This is a genomic window from Halobacillus halophilus, from assembly GCF_020171985.1.
GTDB lineage: Bacteria > Bacillota > Bacilli > Bacillales > Halobacillaceae > Halobacillus > Halobacillus halophilus_A.
In genome coordinates, this window is the sequence record NZ_JAIVAL010000010.1 from 21786 (window position 1) to 37326 (window position 15541).

Consider the following 15541-nt stretch of genomic DNA (forward strand, 5'->3'; position numbering starts at 1 on the left):
CTCTTACTTAGATTTTGAATACTCATGGACCAGATTGGTCAATCGTTTCAATGTTTCCGGTTTGATATCAGGTGTGACGCCGTGTCCGAGATTAAATATGTGAGCCGGATGCTCGCGCCCTTCATCAATAATACGCTTCGTCCGCTCTTCCATCACGTCCCAATCAGCCAGGAGTAGAGACGGATCCAGATTTCCCTGCAACGGCTTTGTAATGCCATTACTTCTTGCTTCGGTAATGGACATTCTCCAATCAAGTCCCATCACATCTACAGGCAGGTCATTCCACTCAAGAGCCAGATGGCGGGCACCTACACCGAATAGAATAAGCGGTACTCCCTCGGATCGTAACTCGCTGAAGATTCTTTCCATAACTGGTTTAATATATGTGCGGTAATCCTCTACATTTAAAGCACCAACCCACGAATCAAAGATCTGAATCGCTTTTGCGCCTGCTTTCACTTGAGCACGGACATAAGTAATTACCATATCAGCCAATTTGTCCATTAAAGCAAACCATGTCATAGGTTCGCTGTACATTAAGGATTTGGTCTTATTATAGTTTTTGGAAGGACCACCTTCCACCATATAACTCGCCAGTGTAAATGGTGCACCACTGAAGCCAATTAAAGGAACCGTCAGCTGCTCTTTTGTGAGAAGTCTGATCGTATCCAGTACATAAGGAACATCGGATTCAGGATCAATGGTTCCCAGGTTTTCCACATCGGCTTTGGAGCGAATTGGATTGTGAATTACCGGCCCGATCCCCTTCTTAATCTCCACATCTACGCCCAGTGCGGGGAGAGGAGACATAATATCTTTATAAAGAATGGCGGCATCGACTCCGTACTGTTCCACGGGAAGGCGGGTCACATAAGCGCAAAGTTCAGGCTCGTGTGTAATTTCAAATAACGAATACTTCTCTTTTAATTTACGATATTCAGGCTGGGATCTTCCCGCCTGGCGCATAAACCAAACCGGTGTATGCTCCGTCTTTTCTCCTCGAAAAGCCCTTAATATCGTATCGTTTTCAATTTTATTCATAATCACCTAGCTCCTTTATCCACGTTCATCGTTCATCCGCTTTCCACTATAACGATATATCCCTCGTCTGTATAGAATAATGAACTAATTTTCACGAGATTGTTCGTTTTTTCACAGGTCCCAATTCAGGGTTACTTTATTGGACGGTTTCCCTTCTCTTCCGGTCAACGGATCAAAAGGAACGATGTAATACGTGGTCTGATCGAATATTCCAAAGGCATTCACTTTAAACTCGCCTTTTCCAGTTACTTCCCCTACTTTTACATCTTCTCCTTCTTCTTCTCTGTAAATACGGTAAACCAGACGATCGTCGTCCGCAGGTGTCCAGCTTATGGTTCCGCGGAATCTAGCAAGTCCCGATAAGCTTAATGATCCTGATGCGTCTTCGATAACAGGCATTTCAATCGGTTCCGGCAAATCTTCTACTCCCTCAGGACGTTCAAAACTTTCCTGTAAGTTCTTCTGCTCGTCGATCTGGGATAATATTTCCTTCATCAGTCTGGTAGGATAACTGCTTCCACCCTCTAGCCGGAAATTATCACCAGCCTGATCATAGCCCATCCACAACGTTCCAACATACTCTGGAGTATATCCTGCGAACCAGACGTCCTTGTTATCCCCTGCAGTGTGCTGCTGGGTTCCCGTTTTTCCTGCCAGTGCTTTTCGGTAATTGCCTGCACTAGCCGTGCCCTCACTGACGGCACTTTGCAGCATTTCCGTCATGTACCAGGCGGTTTGTGGACTGAATACTTCCGTTTCTTCTTCACTTTGATGTTTATGGATCACAGCCTCGGACCTATCCTTAATTTGTGTAATCGTATAGCTTTCTGTGACCTTTCCGTTTTGAGCAAAACTGCGATAAGCTTCTGTCATCTGGAGAGGGGTATATCCTTCTGAAAGTCCTCCAAGAGCAATGGCCAGCCCTTTATCTTTCGTATCAAGACCAAGCTTTTTCAAATAACCTTTTGCATAACCAATACCCATTTGATCCAGAAGCCACACAGCAGGGACGTTTTTGGACTGGCTAAGTGCCTGATAAAGAGACACAGAGCCGGCATATTCACCGTCGTAATTTTCCGGTGTCCAATTATCCGCGAATTCCTGCTTTTCATCTGGAAGCACCGTATAAGGGGTGTACTTTTCAGTCATTAGGGCTGGTCCATAAACGGCAAGAGGTTTGATGGCAGAAGCCGGCTGATGCGAGGTTAATACACGGTTAATATCACCGTGTTTAAAATCTCTGCCTCCGACAATTGCGCGCAATGCCCCTGTTTTATGATCCATCAATGTAAATGCCCCTTGAACTTCCCCGTTCGTGCCTGGAACAAATTCCCCATTCTTCACATTTTCAGCGGCAATCCGCTGGGCAACAGGATCCATTTCCACAATCACGCGGTATCCTCCACGCTTTAACTCGTCCCTGGAAATGTCATATTTCTCTGCAGCTTCTGCGATTACTAAATCCACGTAACTATTCGTCCACGTTTCGCTTTCAGATTCAACTTCTTCCGCTCCCAGAGTTGCACCCTGATAGCTCTTCATATCGGCAGCCGATATACTTCCTGTGTCATGCATGCGCGAAAGAACAAGGTTACGCCGTTCTTTCGCTTCTTCCGGGTTATCAAAAGGAGAATAGGAATTCGGAGCTTTCGGCATACCGGCAAGCAGCGCACCTTCAGCTACCGTAAGTTCTGAAGCAGGACTTTGAAAATAGTGCTCGGCAGCGGCCTCAATTCCATAAACACCCTCTCCAAAATAGATCCGGTTTAAATAGAGTTCCAAAATTTCATCTTTCGTAAAATTCCGCTCCAAATAAATAGCAGCCATAACTTCTTTCGTCTTCCTCATCCACGTTTTATCATTAGATAAAGATATATTCTTTGCAACCTGTTGTGTAATGGTACTGGCTCCTTCAACCTTCGCCATAGCGATGATATCTTTATAAACGGCTCGAACAATCGATTTAAAATCAATTCCTGAATGTTCATAGAAGCGGCTGTCTTCAATCGCTACAAACGCCTGCTGGACGTGCTCAGGGACATCGGATATATCGATAATCTCCCTGTTTTTCGTATAAATCTCTTCAATAACCTCTCCATCTTTTGTTTCAACAAACGATTTTTCGTCTAATACCAGATCTTCTTCACTAACGACTAAACGTCCTCCAAACAGGATGGTTATATACCCTAACACACCGGCCATGACCAGGATAGCAAGGATTATGCCAGCCCATCGTACACGTCTTGCTGCACGCTGAATTGGCTTAAGATAATCATATTGTTTCACTTTCTATGCACCCTTTCTTGTGCAATCTCTTTCAAACTTGCGGGTTCACCATTCCAATTGCTAAACTGAAATTAATGTTGGAAAGGAGACATCCATTATGAAAGTATCGATGACAAATGGCACTTTGAATTACTTAGCTAAATTAGACAAACAACACCCAGATGCTCACCTCTTATTTATGCAGGACCAGGATAAAACAGTGGCTTATTACGAAGGAGAGAATCCAATTTTTGAAGAAGGGCGCGAGTACGAAATTGTGGACTCCGTCGGCAGCCTTCAACCTAAGGGATATGTTGTAATGAATAATATCCCTGTAGCTGACGAGGGACGTCCTGTATTCGAGGACCGTTTCAAAAATCGTGCAGGGAATGTTGAGAATAGGGAAGGCTTTCAAGCGCTCCGTATTCTGAGACCTGTCAAAGGCAATACGTACGTGGTGCTGACTCAGTGGCGCAATGCACAGGACTTTGAAGATTGGAAGAACTCCCAATCCTTCGAGCAGGCTCACAAAAATTCAGGACCAAAGCACGAGAAAAAACCTTCATTTATTGATGGAGATGCCTACATTACCAAGTATCAAATGCTTCAATTAGAGGAATAAACGAAAAGTGAGCGGACAGTGCCGCTCACTTTTTTATTCTTCTGACTGTCCGGACTCCTCATCTAAAACTTCTTGACGGAAAAAGTTATCAAAAGTGGTTACGGGCTGTTCGCCTGAAATCCGTGCCGTTTCTTCGCCATTCTCAAAATGAACGATGGTCGGCGTTCCTTCAATACCATATTTATCCCATTGATCTTCAAACTCAAGCAGATTCAATTTCTTCATATCAACGCCAAGCTCCTGAGTCATCGGCACAACGACAGGAGTCGTACGCTGGCAATGAACACAGGTAGGGCTGTAAAAGTAAACGGTTGTGTCTTCACCGGATTCAATTTGTTCTTCTAATTCGTCAGGCTGAATTTGGTTTTTATAATTTTCATTATCCAGCTGATCGATTGTTGCTTGATTAAGGTTATCCTTACCATAAGGATTATCGGCTGTCTTCTGACTGTTCTGGTAGTTCACTACAAAGATCAATACAGCGATTAATACAGCCAAGCCTGTACCAAAAATGACCATTTTTTTCTTCATGTTAAATTCCCCTTTACTTCCTTACCATGGATAGATGAGTAATGAAAATAATAATAAATGCTGTTCCTGCCAGAAAAGGAATGGTAATAAAGCCAAAAACATTAATGTACTGTACGTTACATGGAACCAGTCCACAAGCATCCCCTGCACCTATTGCGGGAACTTTCTGCAATAAGTAATGATACAGGGAAACAATGGTCCCAATTCCACTAAGAATGAGCCCCGGCAGCGTCATAGCTGCATTTTTCTTAACCAGTCCAACCCCATATATAATCACAAGCGGATACATGAGGATACGCTGGTACCAGCATAGCTCACAAGGTTCATAGCCCATAAACTCTGAGAAGAATAAGCTTCCGGCTGTGGCGGTAAGCGCGGCCGCCCAAATGATAAACAATCGATTTTCATGATTCGCCTTCATTCGTCATTTTCCTTTCTACCTCTCTAACTTGATATTATACTAGGGATTGTTTCGAAAACAAAATAGTTTTGCATCTAATCTACACTTATCACAAAGTTGTCACAGAAACGAAAAAAGCCACACGAAGTGGCTCTACATGTATCGAGAAAGTAATGGCTGTGTAAAAAACTTGGGCTTATGATTCCTTTTTCAAAAGACCATTGCGGTGGACATAGACGGCAGCTTGAGTACGATCCTGTACTTCTAACTTGCTGAGCACATTGCTCACGTGCGTTTTTACTGTTTTAATCCCAATGAAAAGGTGGTCACTAATCTCCTGATTAGTCATCCCTTCTCCAATACATAATAAAACTTCCCGCTCACGGTTGGTCAATTCTTCATGAGGTTTCTTATCCTGTCGGAAACGAGTCATCATCTTAGTGGCCACTTTAGGCTCAATCACGTTTTCGCCACGATATGCTTTTTTGATTGCTTCGGCAATTTCGTCAGCTGACGAAGTCTTCAGCATATAGCTGAACGCCCCGGCTTCAAGTGCCGGAAACACCTTTTCATCGTCGTAAAAGCTTGTCAGAATAATAATACGGCATTTCTCTGTTTTCATTATTTCTCTTGTAGCTTCAATTCCCGTTCCGTTTTCCATAATTAAATCCATTAACACAACGTCTGGTTTTAATTCTTTTACTAGGCTTGCTCCTGTATAACCATCTGAGGCTTCCCCCACAATCTCGAGCTCCTCTTCCGTATTCAGGTAGGCGATCACGCCTTTGCGAACCACTTCATGATCATCAACTACTACGACACGTATCATTCCTCTGCCTCCTTTAAAGTTAACTGTTTGGGAACTCGGAGATCGATGTGAGTCCCTTCTCCTACGCGGGAACGGATCGTGAATTCGCCGCCTACCTCTTCACAGCGTTCTCTCATCGTTTTCAACCCATAGGATGCTTTGTTGTCTTGTTTGTGTTCTGCATGAAACCCCGCACCGTCATCAGCAATATGTAAAAACACTTCCCGGCCGGAGCTCGTCATTTCCACCCTCACTTCCTTAGCGTTGGCATGTCGGAGGATGTTCGAAAGCGCCTCCTGGACTACTCTGAAAAGGTGTTCCTCCGTCGTCTTCGACAAATCTGAAACCTCTTCCATTTGAACCTTAAAATCAAGGGAACATTTTTGCTTCAGTTCTTCAATAAGCGAAGCAATCCCCTGTCCCAGGGGTTCACCTGATAAGTGAACCGGCCGTAAATGCAGAAGCAGTGCTCTCATTTCTGTTTGAGCCTGCAAAGCCATTTGAGTAATTTCCTTCAGCTGTTTTTTGGCTTGTTCAGGTTTCTTTTCAATTATACGGTCAGCCGCCTGAGCCATCATCGTTAAAGCAAACAGCTGCTGACTGACCGCATCGTGAAGATCTCTTGCCAAACGCTGCCGTTCTTCAATGGTCGCTGCTTTATGTGCAGAACGTGCTAACTCCCCTTTTTCATCCGCAAGTTTTAGAAGAGATTCCCGCTGCTGATGCAGTTTCTCCCCAAGGGTGTTCAGCTCGTCAGCGATTCCTGTAATTTCGTCCTCCTCATTAAAATAAAGCCGTGATGACAACTCGCCGCGGGCAAGTCTGGTAATCATCGTAGAAATATAGTCCATGCGCTGCTTCATATCCCCGCTCGATTTGAATCCGGCGTAGACCGCCATTACAAATCCCACTAAGAGATAAGAAGCGATAAAAAACAATATCGCACCAGGGTGAAGCCAGGCGGGATTAAACCACACATGAACAGAAAGAAGAAGAGCAAGCATAATAAATATATTCAAGATAAGCCCGTACAAATGCGAACGGATGTACATATATCGAATACTGTTCAACTGCTTAAACATACTGCTTCCCCCCCTACACACGCTCGACCTTAATTGAACCGACATTGAAATCAATCCAAAGAGATAATCTCCTATCAGCCGTCTGGTAATCATCTGTTTCATACACAATCTCTCTTCGTAGACCATCAGCTGTCTGGCCGCCCACTTTTATATCCCCCGTCTTAATTTTCGCTTCAACACGGAACGCAAGGTTATTTGGAATAATCATTTTCACGTCTCCAATCCAGCCTCTTACAATGATCGGAGTATCCCCATCGGGAATGAATGCTCGTGTAAAATCAAACTTGTAGTCCCCTATGCCATTCCATAAATCCATGGGTTCGACCTTCCAGTTCTCAGCATTATAGGAATGATCTCCAATGAGCATCTTAGTTGATTTTCTCTTCTTGCCTGAAGAAGGTTCGTGGTAGGAAGCTTTAACTGTATCAAATTCAAATTTTTTCGTTTTCTGACCACCTAGAAAAATACTGAAACCGATATATATAAATAACAACGGCCACAAACGCAGAACATCCGCAAATTGAAATGTGATCACTTCAAAACGATCCATAATCAGTAGAACTCCAAACACTGTAAGAAAGGAGCCTAACGTCCAGGATCCCCCTTGTTTCAAAAGAGAGTCTCCCCACAATTTCAACCCAAACCCAGCTAACAGAACTGGATAAATCGTAGCCCATGAAAACTCTATTTCCAAGGAAATAATCCCGAGGTTGGCTAATAGAAGAATGGCACCAACCACAACCAATCCTGTGGCTAATAAAATATTTCCTGCTCTTTTTTTCAATTGAATCACCCTTTTTTCATCCTGCGATGAGTTATTCTCTATTTCTTCCAAGAATCCCTTCCTCAAAAAAGAAACGTTCTCCATATCCTTACTTTAGCGTTTATCCTGTTACTTAGAAACAAGCGCAAGATGGGTTTATTCTCCGCCTTAAGTCGGAGACTTAGAAAATAAAGAGATAGGGTTTAAACAGCAAGTCTCAGGGAATATCTAAACTGTGCAACTTTTTTATAGAAAGGATGTTGTCATATGGATGAAAAAATGAAGGTATTAATCGAGGGACTAAATGAAGACTTGGCCAACGAATATGCCGCTTCAATCATGTACACGTATAATGCAGCGGTCGTTTCCGGTCTATATCGTTCTGTATTGAAACCATTTTTCGAAAGCGAAGTGGCTGATGAACAAGGACATGCCCTTTACTTATCCGAGAAAATCAGCATACTTGGCGGCACGCCTACTACAACTCCAGCAGAAGTGAAGCAGCATACTGAAGTGAAACCGATGCTTGAAGAAGCTAGAGAAGCTGAACGTCAAACCATCAAGCGTTATGAAGAGCGTAAGGTTCAGGCAGAAGAACTAGGCCTGACTGAACTCTCAGTTAAACTTGATGACTTGATTTCTGATGAAACAGGTCACTATGAAGAAATCGGTCGTATGCTACAGGATTCTCGATTAGCTGAATAAATGAATTCAAAACCGCTGCTCAAGCAGCGGTTTTTTTGTACCTAATAAATGTTATAAAAATTAAAAAAGATATTACACAATAGGACCGAATAGTTGAAGACTCAGTTGCGAGATATCTTTGGCCCGATACTTAATACAGAGGAGGGATGGCTACGGAAACAACTCGCTTTCCTGCGGCCCTACAAGACGTAGGATCGATCGACGTTGCATCGTGCAGGGCCGAAAAGCGAAATCGTCCCCCGCAGGACCAAATTCTCACAAAAGTCTCGAAACTGAGTCTTACAGAAAAGGGAGCTTTTGTTGAAAGACTAGAGATTTAGCAGAGTCTTTTAAACCTCTCATTTTTTAGACTAATCTAATTTGTTTGAGAATTAGGGTTACTTATATTACACTTTATGCAATCTATAGAAATCATAGGAGGAAATTACGAATGTGGAATGACGTCTTTCAAGCAATCGATGAACAATATGAAAAAATGGTTCACACACGCAGGCACCTGCACCAGCACCCTGAAGTTTCTTTCTATGAAGAAGAAACTGCCCAGTACATTGCAGATACATATAAACGTTTAGGGGTTCCCTACGAAGAAAAAGTAGGCGGTAATGGAGTGCTGGCTACACTTGAAGGTGGAAAACCCGGAAAGACAGTAGCCTTAAGAGCGGATTTTGACGCTCTTCCAATACAGGAAGAAAACGATCATCTTGAATTCAAATCCCAAAACGATGGGGCTATGCATGCGTGCGGTCACGACGGCCATACTGCAGCTCTGCTTGGTCTCGCCGAAGCACTTGTCCCTTTTCAAGACGATCTCCCCGGCACAGTGGTCTTTCTGCACCAGCACGCCGAAGAATATGCCCCTGGTGGAGCCAAGCCGATTGTGGAATCAGGCAAACTCGATCATATTGATGCTGTATTCGGTACTCACTTATGGGTTAACACGCCCATGAATGTAATTGAAACAGCAAAAGGACCCTTCATGGCAGGAGCCGATCGTTTTGAAATTGTCATTCAAGGTAAGGGCGGGCATGGAGCTCAGCCGCACCAGACGAAGGATGCAATTGTCATTGCCTCTCAGCTTGTCACTTCTTTACAGCAGGTGGTCAGCCGCAGAGTGGATCCACTTAAAACAGCCGTATTATCTGTAGGAACATTTGAAGCCGGCCATACATTTAACATTATTGCCGATTCAGCTAAGCTGACAGGAACAGTCAGAACGTTCGATCCCGAAGTACAACAGCTGATCATTGAAGAAATGGAAAAAATCATAAAAGGTACATGTACAGGCTATGAAGCTGACTATTCCTTTAACTATGAAAAAGGCTATCCGCCAGTAGTCAACCATGAAGCAGAAGCCGAACTTGTCCTGGATCGGGCTCACGAAGCAGACAGCAGTCTCCGCACTCAAGAAGTGGAGCCGGTCATGGCCGGTGAAGACTTCGCTTATTATCTGTTGGAAAAGCCCGGCGCTTTCTACTTTACCGGAGCTCAAATTCCCGAACATTATTATCCACACCATCACCCAAAATTTGATTTTGATGAAAAAGCGATGAACCATGCAGCAAAAACTTTATTGCAGGCTTATCGAAGTTATCAGGAAAGACACCAGAATTCTTAATTATTCAGTAAACGGAGGCGGCTGGCATTTTTAGTCGTCTCCCCTAAATGCTGAAGCAGCCTTCCATTCGCAATATACCCTACAGCCGCTCCGATTCCGGGAAAGAGCTGCAGCAATTTCACGAAATCCAATGTATCCCGGTATTCAATCTGCAGCGTTTTCCAATCAATTTGTTTACGACTTTCTGGAATCTGCTCCCAGTCCAATACCACATCTTTCATATCTCTCCGGGCATCATCACTGGAAAATGCCAGCATGAATATGTGCAGTAGGTATACTTTTTCTTCATATGACTCCACATTAAACCCGTAGAGCTGTCCTGCATCGAACAGGAACTTCATTTTAATACTAAGGAACAAAGGGAAATCTGCTAAACCGAGCCAAAATCCACCGAAACCCGTTCCTGCTCCCTCAAAAGCTGCCGTCTGTTTATACTGCTTTAGAATTTCCTCTAACTTTTCTTCTCTTTCCTCTAAAGTCCATTCAGGATTTACTTCCAATGGACGGATGTACTCAGAAGTTGTAAGTGCAGTTTCAATCATCCTTCGAATACTTTCTGTCACCACGCTATGAACTTTGTCCGGAATTTTGTTATTAACAGCCGCCTGGACTCTTTTCGATTGCCTCTGCATTAAAGAAGATCTTTTGTCTAAAGAACGTCTCCAGCGTAAAGCTTCCTTCAGCGCTTTTTCTTCATAGCTCACAAGTAACAACTCCTCTTTATTCAAATATCTTTACCATACAATTAAACACACTTTAAAAGCCCTCGTGACGAAACGTCCAAACATTAATGAAACACTCACTAGTTCAAGTTGTTCTTTCAAAGCAATTCATTAATTAAGATTAAAACTTTATAAAAGAGGAGCGCATCACTTTGCGCCCCTCTTTTTACGTTAACTTCTGTTTAACATAACCCTGGATAAAGGCAATGCTGAAGGCACTTCCTCCAATCCATACGATCAACAGCCCCAAAAGGTTCCACTGAATAATAAACAGCACCCCAAATACAAACGTTTGAAAAAGCATAATCTGACGCAGCCAATCCAGTAATGCTCCTTGCTTCCACTCTTTTTTTATAGGATATAAATCGAGCCATATATTCGTACGGTGATGATTCCAAAGCGTCATCATCTGGAAAGCACTCAAATATAAAAATAAAATGGCAAAGGCAACTTTCATCCAAATGTTTGGCACAAACCAGATCGCAAGTCCACCGATCACCATTAAACGAAGATACATCCCTAGATAATCACTGCTCCGGATAAACGTAATCCGGTACAGATACGTAAAGGTGTGGCTTTGTTTGTACGTAACCGGTTTAAGCAATGTCCGGATGAGCGAATGACGCTTCTTGACGGTATTTTTCAAATGCGGTACATCGATAAACATGTTCGCAATGCGATAAAACGTTCTCATTCTCTGCTGATCTTTTTCAACCAGCAGATCCCAGGCGAGGCCGGCTTTTTTACTTGAAAGACTGTAGGTGTACAACACGAGTGCAGCGAGCAGAATCGTTACAATACTTGCATACAGCCATTCACCCTGTGACAGAAAGTAGAAGATCATAATGTTCAAAGCGACTTTTACCACTTGGTCCGTATTCCGGATCCTTGCATTTCTTTCCTTCAGCATCCACCAGTTGGAGAGCATATTCCAAATTTTCACCACAAACACAACACCAATCATTACAAGGTAATGACGACTTCCAAGATCAGGATAAGAAGCAAAGTAGAGCGGTCCCAGTGCTGCCGCCACAAGAAGAACCATATAAATCTGCACGATAAAGCTGTAATAAAGACTTCTTTTAAAATAAGCATCCAATTGATATTCAGCTGGCAAAAGAAAGACCAGGTCAGGTTCTTTCAGAAGGGTCCGTACAGGACTGTAGCTTGCAATCAACCCAAAGGCAATTCCCACTACCCAGTTGGTCGGGAATGCTTCCGGAAGATCAGCCAGCCATTGCTGATAATAATAAGCGAGAGCCGCTAGAAAGAAGAATAAAGCTATACCAATATGCTCGTTAAAGATATACTTTAAGTAACGGCTTGTCTCTTTCATATGTTCCGAAAATCGGCGCTTCCAGAGTTCTTTAGCATTAATCATGATCGTCTTCCTTTGTCAGCTGAACGTAAATTTCGTCCAGAGAGGCACGCGGGCGTCCAAAGGACTGCCTTAATTCCTCCAGCGTCCCCATTGCACGTATTTTGCCATCATGAAGAATAATAAAACGGTCACAGTATTTTTCAGCAGTAGCTAAAATGTGAGTCGACATGAGCACACCGGCCCCTTTGTCTTTCATTTCTTCCATCAAGTGCAGATACGACTGAATCCCAAGAGGGTCGAGACCCACGAATGGTTCATCAACAATATATAATTCCGGCTCAATTAAGAAGGCGCACATGATCATGACTTTTTGACGCATCCCTTTCGAAAAATGAACAGGAAACCACTTAAGCTTCTTCTCCAATCGGAACTCCTTCAATAAAGGATCCAGACGTTTCTTAAACACATCTTCCGGGACATTATAAGCCATAGCTGTTAATTCGAGATGTTCAAACAAAGTCAATTCATCGTACAGAATCGGCATTTCGGGTATGTAACCAAGCTGCTGGCGGTATTCCTCAGGGTTTTTCTCAAATGATGTTCCGTTAATGGAAACTTCTCCATCCTTCGCCTGCATCATGCCTATAATATGTTTAATCGTTGTACTTTTCCCCGCTCCATTTAAACCGATCAGCCCGACAATTTCACCAGGCTGTACTTGAAACGAGATTCCATGCAGCACATTTTTATGGGTATAACCTCCGTGAAGGTTCTTTACTTGAAGTAACGAATTCAACTTGATCCCTCTTTTCATAAGCATACATTCTTATCAAATTCTACCACAATTCCTTCAAGACTTGCATAGACGGAGATAGGAGGCTGACCATCGAGGTCCCACCTGCTTTTATGGTACAATATAACAAAAGTTAAAGGAGTGTTGGACATGTCTGAAGCACAAGATTGTGTTTTCTGCAAAATCGTAGATGGAGATATTCCATCAGCTAAAGTTTATGAGGATGAAGACGTTTATGCGTTTCTTGATATCAGTCAAGTAACGAAGGGCCACACGCTGGTCATTCCTAAGCAGCATTCCAAAGACATTTATCATACGCACCCGGATGTGGCGGAGAAATTATTTTCCCGCATTCCAAAGATTGCGAATGCCCTTAAAGAAACCTATGATCCTATTGGAATGAATGTTTTGAATAACAACGAAGCCCCGGCTGGTCAATCTGTTTATCACTTACATATCCACCTGCTTCCAAGATATGGAGACCAAGATGGATTTGAAGCCAAATGGGAAACACATGCCGATGATTATTCCCCAGAAAACTTACAAAGTATTGCCGGAGAAATCAATCAGAATATCCCTAAATAACTTTGCGATGCTTTGATTTTTCAACATTTGTTTTGGTATAATACAGCTATGCATTCGCAAGCGGCCACGAGGGCACGTTTGGATTGTAAATTAAAAAGAGACTAGTTTAGTTGAGGAGAGATGTACAAATGAATACTCGAGTGTTAGTCATGCTATCTTTATTTGTTGGTATTGGAGCCGTTCTGCACGCTATTGTCCCCCCGTTCTTCCTGGGGATGAGGCCGGATATGATGCTTGCCATGATGTTCTTAGGTATTTTATTATTCCCTAAGCTTCCGTATGTGCTCATTCTATCGATTGCTACCGGTTTTATTTCCGCATTAACTACGACGGTACCAGGGGGTCAGTTAGCGAATTTAATTGATAAACCTGTAACAGGCTTAGTCGTGTTTGGAATTGTTTTATTGATTCGTCCTTTACGCACTTCCAAGTGGGGCGCACCTGCCTTGGCAGCTGTGGGGACCGTAATCAGCGGGACGATCTTTTTAAGCCTTGTTCTAAATGTTATCGGTTTAATGCAAGCAAGCTTTTCTGCCATGTTCCTAACAGTTGTTTTACCAACTGCGGCCCTGAACCTCGCGTTCATGGCGGTTATATATCCAATTGCTGTTTCCATTTTAAGAAGATCCAGCATAAAGGAAGTTCTCCCCGCTTCTTTCCCTTCCATTTCTAAAGGGAACTGAAGGGTTATTAGAAAGAAATAGTAAGAAGTTAAAGGCACTGCAGCAAATGTAGTGCCTTCTATTTACCATCACCCGAGAAATCTCACCTACAGTTTATCTTCATGATGCTCTATTTTATTTATTATTTTATGTTTGGTTCTTTTAATATAAGAGAAAATAATAAAACAGGAGATAGGAAAGGAGATTTTTTATGCCAAATGCAAAATCTTTAACTTTAGGTTTTATCGTAGGCAGTATCGCAGGAGCCGCTTATACACTTCTCAGCGCCCCTTCATCTGGACGTGAATTTAGAGAAGGCGCCCGCTTAAAAAGCGAAAACTTAAAAAACACCGTACTCAGTCTGCGGGAAGAAGGTATGCAGTTGAAGGATCAAATTGCCCAGACCTCCAAAGAAGGAGCAGATTTGATCAAAGAACTATCTGAAGATGTAAAAACATCGATTGAAAGCTGGAAAAAAACTGTAGAGCCCCACCAGAAAAACATCCAGAAATACTTAGAACAAATTGAAGAAAGTCTAAAAGAGTTGGAAGAGAAGGCAAAAGCTGAGCAGGGAAATGATGTCGAGGATGATAATCCCCCCAAAGATGAAGTAAATAACCATTAAAAAAAATCGGAAGGCGGTTTCCCGCCTTCCGATTTTTTATTATTATTCAGCTGGTTTTAAATCTTCAATGGAGTCAACTTCCATATACTTCGGAACAACTAATCCAACTCTAGCGCCTTCTAGATTTGCACCTAGGTCTTCCAGGTTATCCTTATGCTGTTCATAAAGGTCACCATGTGTTGCTGGAAGCCAGGCAGCTACCATTCCGGTTACTTCTCCTTCTGAGACAGCTTCCCACATTGGTCCATTATCAAGTGGTGTAATGGTCACATTAAAACCTTGCTGTTTCATTACTTCCGCTACTACGTTCGTAGAAGCAATTTCTGAATCCCAGTTTACAAAAACAAGTTCAACTTCTGTGCCGTCCACTTCTTCTGTACCTTCTGTCCAAGAGTTCACAGCTTCCTGGTTATTCTCAATCCAGTTTTTCGCTGCCTCTGCAGGTTCAGCCCCTTCATTGATTTCAAGCATAACTTCTTCCATATCAGCGGCTGTCCAATTAAACTGATCTAAAATTTTGTAAGCATTTGGTTTTTCTTCTTTCAAACCTTTACGTACCATTGTTTTAATTTGCTCTTCTCCACCAAAAACTTCTTTAGGATCTTCAAGATACTTCAAATCGTATTTAGCGAATTTCCAGTGTGGTGTCCAGCCTGTTACAATAATAGGCTCTTCATTCTCAACAGCCTGTCCTAGAGCTGTAGCCATCGCACCTGAAGAGGATGTAGATACTTCCCATCCAGCCAGGTTTTCATATTCTTCTACAGCGCTTTGAGCAGCCTTAACAACACCTGCACCTGCCTCGATACCTGTAATTTCATAGTTCATTTCTTCTCCGTAGTTTACTTCTTCTGAAGTAGATTCTCCACCTTCATTGCTATCTCCACTTGTTCCTTCAGAACCTTCATCAGACGATCCACAGCCTGCTGCTACAAGAGTCAGTGAAAGACCAGCTGCTACACTAAGACGTTTCCAATCAAATTTAAACATGTCATTTGCTC

General features: G+C 42.8%; 17 protein-coding genes. 6 read left to right on the plus strand and 11 right to left on the minus strand.

Annotated features, from left to right (window positions below; all coding sequences use genetic code 11):
* Window positions 1-3: 3 nt before the first annotated feature.
* On the minus strand, window positions 4-1041 hold the full coding sequence (hemE, locus tag LCM11_RS15240) for a uroporphyrinogen decarboxylase (RefSeq protein WP_224895128.1): 1038 nt from the start codon (window positions 1039-1041) through the stop codon (window positions 4-6).
* Window positions 1042-1152: 111 nt separating this feature from the next.
* On the minus strand, window positions 1153-3327 hold the full coding sequence (locus tag LCM11_RS15245; protein WP_224895129.1) for a transglycosylase domain-containing protein: 2175 nt from the start codon (window positions 3325-3327) through the stop codon (window positions 1153-1155).
* Window positions 3328-3424: 97 nt separating this feature from the next.
* On the opposite strand from LCM11_RS15245, the gene LCM11_RS15250 reads away from it, so the two are divergent.
* A complete protein-coding gene (locus LCM11_RS15250; RefSeq protein ID WP_224895130.1) occupies window positions 3425-3928 on the plus strand; it encodes an antibiotic biosynthesis monooxygenase family protein in 504 nt (167 codons plus the stop codon).
* Between the two features lie 33 nt (window positions 3929-3961).
* Here LCM11_RS15250 and LCM11_RS15255 read toward each other — a convergent pair whose 3' ends face one another.
* The 5 genes from LCM11_RS15255 to liaF all read right to left on the minus strand — a co-directional run bounded on the left by LCM11_RS15255 (window position 3962) and on the right by liaF (window position 7584).
* Window positions 3962-4459, minus strand: coding sequence for a thioredoxin family protein (locus LCM11_RS15255; RefSeq protein ID WP_224895131.1), 498 nt, complete (start codon window positions 4457-4459; stop codon window positions 3962-3964).
* A 13-nt stretch (window positions 4460-4472) separates the two neighbouring features.
* Window positions 4473-4880, minus strand: coding sequence for a disulfide oxidoreductase (locus tag LCM11_RS15260; protein WP_224895133.1), 408 nt, complete (start codon window positions 4878-4880; stop codon window positions 4473-4475).
* A 175-nt stretch (window positions 4881-5055) separates the two neighbouring features.
* On the minus strand, window positions 5056-5688 hold the full coding sequence (locus LCM11_RS15265; protein ID WP_224895134.1) for a response regulator: 633 nt from the start codon (window positions 5686-5688) through the stop codon (window positions 5056-5058).
* On the minus strand, window positions 5685-6749 hold the full coding sequence (locus LCM11_RS15270) for a sensor histidine kinase (RefSeq protein WP_224895135.1): 1065 nt from the start codon (window positions 6747-6749) through the stop codon (window positions 5685-5687). Before LCM11_RS15270 ends, LCM11_RS15265 begins: the two co-directional genes overlap by 4 nt.
* A gap of 13 nt (window positions 6750-6762) precedes the next feature.
* A complete protein-coding gene (gene liaF / locus LCM11_RS15275; RefSeq protein WP_224895136.1) occupies window positions 6763-7584 on the minus strand; it encodes a cell wall-active antibiotics response protein LiaF in 822 nt (273 codons plus the stop codon).
* A gap of 195 nt (window positions 7585-7779) precedes the next feature.
* Between liaF and LCM11_RS15280 the strand changes: the two genes are divergently transcribed.
* The gene (locus tag LCM11_RS15280; RefSeq protein ID WP_089752140.1) at window positions 7780-8217 is read left to right on the plus strand and encodes a ferritin-like domain-containing protein; all 438 of its coding nucleotides are present in this window, start codon (window positions 7780-7782) and stop codon (window positions 8215-8217) included.
* Window positions 8218-8647: 430 nt separating this feature from the next.
* The gene (locus LCM11_RS15285; RefSeq protein ID WP_224895137.1) at window positions 8648-9832 is read left to right on the plus strand and encodes a M20 metallopeptidase family protein; all 1185 of its coding nucleotides are present in this window, start codon (window positions 8648-8650) and stop codon (window positions 9830-9832) included.
* Here LCM11_RS15285 and LCM11_RS15290 read toward each other — a convergent pair.
* The 3 genes from LCM11_RS15290 to LCM11_RS15300 all read right to left on the minus strand — a co-directional run bounded on the left by LCM11_RS15290 (window position 9829) and on the right by LCM11_RS15300 (window position 12671).
* The gene (locus tag LCM11_RS15290) at window positions 9829-10536 is read right to left on the minus strand and encodes an EcsC family protein (RefSeq protein ID WP_224895138.1); all 708 of its coding nucleotides are present in this window, start codon (window positions 10534-10536) and stop codon (window positions 9829-9831) included. The genes LCM11_RS15285 and LCM11_RS15290 overlap by 4 nt on opposite strands.
* 184 nt (window positions 10537-10720) lie before the next feature.
* A complete protein-coding gene (locus tag LCM11_RS15295; protein ID WP_224895139.1) occupies window positions 10721-11935 on the minus strand; it encodes an ABC transporter permease in 1215 nt (404 codons plus the stop codon).
* The gene (locus tag LCM11_RS15300) at window positions 11928-12671 is read right to left on the minus strand and encodes an ABC transporter ATP-binding protein (protein ID WP_224895140.1); all 744 of its coding nucleotides are present in this window, start codon (window positions 12669-12671) and stop codon (window positions 11928-11930) included. Before LCM11_RS15300 ends, LCM11_RS15295 begins: the two co-directional genes overlap by 8 nt.
* A gap of 147 nt (window positions 12672-12818) precedes the next feature.
* On the opposite strand from LCM11_RS15300, the gene LCM11_RS15305 reads away from it, so the two are divergent.
* The 3 genes from LCM11_RS15305 (at window position 12819) to LCM11_RS15315 (ending at window position 14540) form a co-directional block, all read left to right on the plus strand.
* Window positions 12819-13253, plus strand: a complete 435-nt coding sequence (locus LCM11_RS15305; protein WP_224895142.1) for an HIT family protein — start codon at window positions 12819-12821, stop codon at window positions 13251-13253.
* 128 nt (window positions 13254-13381) lie between these two features.
* On the plus strand, window positions 13382-13936 hold the full coding sequence (locus LCM11_RS15310) for a tryptophan transporter (protein WP_224895144.1): 555 nt from the start codon (window positions 13382-13384) through the stop codon (window positions 13934-13936).
* A gap of 190 nt (window positions 13937-14126) precedes the next feature.
* Complete coding sequence (locus LCM11_RS15315; RefSeq protein ID WP_224895145.1) at window positions 14127-14540, plus strand: YtxH domain-containing protein; 414 nt, start codon at window positions 14127-14129, stop codon at window positions 14538-14540.
* 42 nt (window positions 14541-14582) lie between these two features.
* On the opposite strand, the gene LCM11_RS15320 is transcribed toward LCM11_RS15315, so the two are convergent.
* Complete coding sequence (locus LCM11_RS15320) at window positions 14583-15530, minus strand: glycine betaine ABC transporter substrate-binding protein (RefSeq protein ID WP_224895146.1); 948 nt, start codon at window positions 15528-15530, stop codon at window positions 14583-14585.
* Window positions 15531-15541: the final 11 nt, after the last annotated feature.

Coding starts and splice junctions, on each gene's coding strand:
- hemE (WP_224895128.1), bottom strand. CDS start 1,041: ATGAATAAAATTGAAAACGATACGATATTAAGGGCTTTTCGAGGAGAA.
- LCM11_RS15250 (WP_224895130.1), top strand. CDS start 3,425: ATGAAAGTATCGATGACAAATGGCACTTTGAATTACTTAGCTAAATTA.
- LCM11_RS15255 (WP_224895131.1), bottom strand. CDS start 4,459: ATGAAGAAAAAAATGGTCATTTTTGGTACAGGCTTGGCTGTATTAATC.
- LCM11_RS15260 (WP_224895133.1), bottom strand. CDS start 4,880: ATGAAGGCGAATCATGAAAATCGATTGTTTATCATTTGGGCGGCCGCG.
- LCM11_RS15265 (WP_224895134.1), bottom strand. CDS start 5,688: ATGATACGTGTCGTAGTAGTTGATGATCATGAAGTGGTTCGCAAAGGC.
- LCM11_RS15270 (WP_224895135.1), bottom strand. CDS start 6,749: ATGTTTAAGCAGTTGAACAGTATTCGATATATGTACATCCGTTCGCAT.
- LCM11_RS15280 (WP_089752140.1), top strand. CDS start 7,780: ATGGATGAAAAAATGAAGGTATTAATCGAGGGACTAAATGAAGACTTG.
- LCM11_RS15285 (WP_224895137.1), top strand. CDS start 8,648: ATGTGGAATGACGTCTTTCAAGCAATCGATGAACAATATGAAAAAATG.
- LCM11_RS15295 (WP_224895139.1), bottom strand. CDS start 11,935: ATGATTAATGCTAAAGAACTCTGGAAGCGCCGATTTTCGGAACATATG.
- LCM11_RS15305 (WP_224895142.1), top strand. CDS start 12,819: ATGTCTGAAGCACAAGATTGTGTTTTCTGCAAAATCGTAGATGGAGAT.
- LCM11_RS15310 (WP_224895144.1), top strand. CDS start 13,382: ATGAATACTCGAGTGTTAGTCATGCTATCTTTATTTGTTGGTATTGGA.
- LCM11_RS15315 (WP_224895145.1), top strand. CDS start 14,127: ATGCCAAATGCAAAATCTTTAACTTTAGGTTTTATCGTAGGCAGTATC.
- LCM11_RS15320 (WP_224895146.1), bottom strand. CDS start 15,530: ATGTTTAAATTTGATTGGAAACGTCTTAGTGTAGCAGCTGGTCTTTCA.